Consider the following 3,895-nt stretch of genomic DNA (forward strand, 5'->3'; position numbering starts at 1 on the left):
ATCGGCGACTTGCGCCAATGGATCGATATTCCGCAGCCTAAGCTGCTGATTGTGGACAAACCTGAGGTTTGTGACCAAATTCGCGAGGAGCTGCTTCCTCTGCTCGGCGACCAGATGCACATTACGAAATCCAAGCCGCACTATTTGGAATTCATGCACAAAGAAGGCACCAAAGGCCACGCCATCGCCTTCCTTGCCAACCATATCGGCTGCACGCTGGATGAGGTCATTGCCCTCGGCGATGCGTGGAACGATCGCGAAATGTTGGAAGTTGCGGGACTTGGTGTCGCAATGGATAATGCTTTGCCGGAGCTTAAAGAGCTGGCTAATTATGTGACCACAAGCAATAATGAAGATGGCGTTAGGCACGTTATTGAGAAGTTTATTTTGAATGCGTGAGATCTTTATTAACCTAAAAAAAGTAGTTACGCAAAAATGAGACCCTGTGTTGGGTCTCATTTTTTATATTTTTCTGCAATGCTAAGCATGTGCAAGAAATTAAGAACAAGCCGGGCTCGCAGAGGATTAAGCAATTCTCACACCAATTATAACCTATACGGTGTGTGTGGAATATGATGGTAGCCGAAAAAGAAGATCAATTCAGCATGTTTCCAGTAGCATCAAAAAAAGATATCTCTAGGGTAAAAGTTCAGCTAACGGAGTAGTACGACAAGTTCTGCTATAAGCAYCAAACAGTGTGAAAAGCAGAAGATTACARCAGTAATCTTAACTTTACAACCGAGGATGGGAATGACGKAACCATGTATCCCGAAACCATCCCGCCAATACTCCTGCGTGCGTCATGTTTAACAGAATATGAGGTGCGAAGTACAGGYAGATTCGGCAGAACGAAGGCTGTAGCCATTCGAATAGAAAAGGTATGCCAACGGATATGTCGCGCGGCTGAAAAACTAGATATGGTGAGAATGTTCAAACAGACTGAACTGACGAACTTCCGAATGTACAGGTCTAAAGTTAGAGCATATGGAAACATATGCACCATCAAACGATGGGGTGAGCGGCGTAAAGTAAGAATTTCTTCTATGAAATACGYTATGCCRAACAATGGTGGCATTGGTCTCACAGGCTTAGAGGAAGCACTTAAGTCTAGAAAGAATAGCTAGGATGTAAGGGACTTGGAAAGCAAGGGACGTTRSAACAAGGGCTGTTACCCAAAACGGTTGTTATAAGGCACAWGCCGAAATACATTAATCYTTGTGAGGGCAGGGGCAYGACTGGTGAAACTCCTGTAATGGGAGTGGAGGAAYAGCCCCAAGTCTAACTGAAAAGAACGATTGTTTTCCAAGCGTGAATTGCACCGATCAGGTAGGAACGTGGGGACATCAATGGATGCCACAGTGCAAGCTACWAGGATGACCTAACAGTCWAWAWCCTTGAGTAACGAGGAACTTATGATYTAGTAAAKTCAGTTAGAGGGAACGCCGGATGCCGGGAAACTGGCACGTCCGGTGTGGCGCAGGGGAAAAGCTGGAGATAACATCAAATGCTTACCTATTGCAACCGATAGCACAATAAACAGGGAGCAGATTGCCGAGGCAGCTTCTCCTGTTTTCATTAAAGTAACGGACAGTTATCTTCAAAAAGATGTGTTAAAATTACGTGAATTGGGACATAAATTTGGATCCACATAAGGATTTTATGATTGAACAATCAGCCGTTTTTTTCACTCCGATATGATTCATGACCCTGACCTAAAGATCGGCCAAAAAGTGAAGGAAATATTATTAAAATATTATGCACCTGAATGTGATCCGAAAACGAGTCTAGCCTTAATGGAGAGCTTGATGACTCATTTTAAAGAGACCCCAATTGATGAGCTGGATGAAGAAATAAAACATAAAATAGGTATTGTTGTACATGAGATGCAAACTATCTACACGCTGGAAGATCGTGAAGAGACAACGCAAGCTTTTGTGAAAAGCCGTATAATTGATATTAATTCTACCTGGCTACTCACTAATGAAAGGCCAATGCATTTGAAAAACCTATTATGGTATCGGGTAAACTCAAAGGAAGAAATTCTGCGATCATTTCACCTAACTGACTGGTGGTTTCAATGTGCGATTGTAAAGAGGAATACGGAAGTTGGAAATTTTAGCTACTTTCTCGATTATACCGAAGAACATGGAGAGGATCATGATGGAATGGTCCTTTACATTAAGGCCAATAACAAGGAACATTTTATTGAAACAGTTATTCCACGATTGTCTGACCTCTTAGGTGATAAACTCCAAGTCGTTACATAAACAGGCATACAAACTATTGTTTCGAGCGATATCCTGAACTGATTAACATAGGGGTACTCTAGTGCCCCCGTTGAATTCCGGTGATTATTATACGGGAGTTCTGCTATGTTCGCTACTAAAGGTTAGTCAGGATTTTTGGAAAGAAAACTTAGAACTTAAAGAAGAGTTCGATTTGGTTGTACTTGATTTCCCCCAAGCGTATGAGACAATAGCGCCGCTTATAAAGGTTTATCAGGATAAAAGCAACTACTAAACTACTGAACTAGCTAAATATGACCACCCAACATACCAATGAAACATACTTTAATAATCAAGCAGAAGCCCATTATCGTTCCATTGACCATAAATTTTGTTTTCTCTCGTATTTGCGATGAATTTGTCTAATCTACTCCTAAATAACTCTGGCTGATTCTTATTGCTTTGTATCGTGTCGATCCGAACTTTTTTATAAAGATCTGGGAATGCCATGTAATTATCATATACTTGCTTGTCCTCTTGTAGCCTCTGCTCTATATCTCTATCTATTCTAAAAGAATTGTGATCCATATCAGGAAGAACCATTCTTCCTTCGTTTGTCATTAACCCCAACTTCTCCAGGCGGCGGACTCGTTCTTTATTTAATTCAGTCCATGAGCTTTTTTTGCCTCTAGGAGACAGTCTTTGAGCTAGTTCAGTTTCAGATATTTTCTTTTTGACTCCATCGATCCATCCAAAGCACAAAGCTTCCTCGACCGCGTCCAAATATAACAACATATCAGGGTCGGGCTTCATACTAACCATAACCCAGCAAGATGTCTCAGTCTTACAATTCTCTTGAAGCCAGATCCTCAAATCTTCTCTCGAGTTGGTTCGAATTAGATTTTTAATTTCCATGGATTAAATATTGCCCCTCATCTGATGAAATGCCTTTTTCTTGTAATAAATGTAGTATAATTTATGAAAGCTGACAGGTGTATGTCATCTTTTATGAAAAAAATATGTCCTTGTCGATTTCATGATTGTTCACTCGTTGTATTCATAGGAGGTATGTTCGAGGATTCATAATTCAACTGCCTTGCATGTATCATTTATGCACGAAAGTTTTGTAAGAAGTAACCATCTATAAAGGAGAGATTGACGATGACAAGTACAACTTCTAAAGGTCAACTATGGACGGGAAGAGTAATGAGTGGGATAGCCATTTTGTTTATGCTGTTAGACAGTATCATGAAATTATTTAAACCTGGATTTGTTGTTGATTCTACCGTATCACTTGGTTTTCAAGAGCATCATATTTATTTGATTGGCATACTCGGACTTCTTGCTACGATTCTTTATACATTACCTCGTACGGCAGTCTTAGGAGCGATATTGTTGACGGGTTATTTTGGCGGCGTGATGGCGACGCAGGTACGTCTAGATGCCCCACTTTTTTCTACGATCCTGTTCCCTGTTTATCTTGCTGTGTTGGTTTGGGGAGGCCTCTGGTTGAGGAATGAGCAAGTGCGTAAATTCCTTTTATTGCAAAAATAAAGATGAGACTTTTTGGGGTATAGGCAGCCCGCCAGATGGCGCGGCTGTCTTTTCATTGTGAAAAAACGGTTACTACAGCACCTAACACCCAAAATAGGTAAAGGCATCCGATGAAT

Annotated in this window: 4 protein-coding genes; 3 read left to right on the forward strand and 1 reads right to left on the reverse strand. The window is 41.0% G+C overall.

Features of this window, described 5'->3' with window-relative positions:
- Both AC1DUA_RS27630 and AC1DUA_RS27635 read left to right on the forward strand, forming a co-directional pair.
- Positions 1–399 (forward strand): HAD hydrolase family protein (locus tag AC1DUA_RS27630; protein ID WP_477502815.1); only part of this gene is annotated, 399 nt, incomplete at its 5' end.
- Positions 400–1,730: 1,331 nt separating this feature from the next.
- Entirely contained in the window at positions 1,731–2,267 is a 537-nt protein-coding gene (locus AC1DUA_RS27635) for a hypothetical protein (protein WP_477502816.1), read from the forward strand.
- Positions 2,268–2,570: 303 nt separating this feature from the next.
- Here the strand turns inward: AC1DUA_RS27635 and AC1DUA_RS27640 are convergent, their stop codons facing one another.
- Positions 2,571–3,140 (reverse strand): YdeI/OmpD-associated family protein, encoded by a 570-nt coding sequence (locus AC1DUA_RS27640; protein WP_477502817.1) that lies wholly within the window; start codon positions 3,138–3,140, stop codon positions 2,571–2,573.
- Positions 3,141–3,386: 246 nt separating this feature from the next.
- Between AC1DUA_RS27640 and AC1DUA_RS27645 the strand changes: the two genes are divergently transcribed.
- A complete protein-coding gene (locus tag AC1DUA_RS27645; RefSeq protein WP_477502818.1) occupies positions 3,387–3,779 on the forward strand; it encodes a DoxX family protein in 393 nt (130 codons plus the stop codon).
- The last annotated feature ends 116 nt before the right edge of the window (positions 3,780–3,895 follow it).

Source organism: Paenibacillus sp. 01T422, assembly GCF_056398785.1.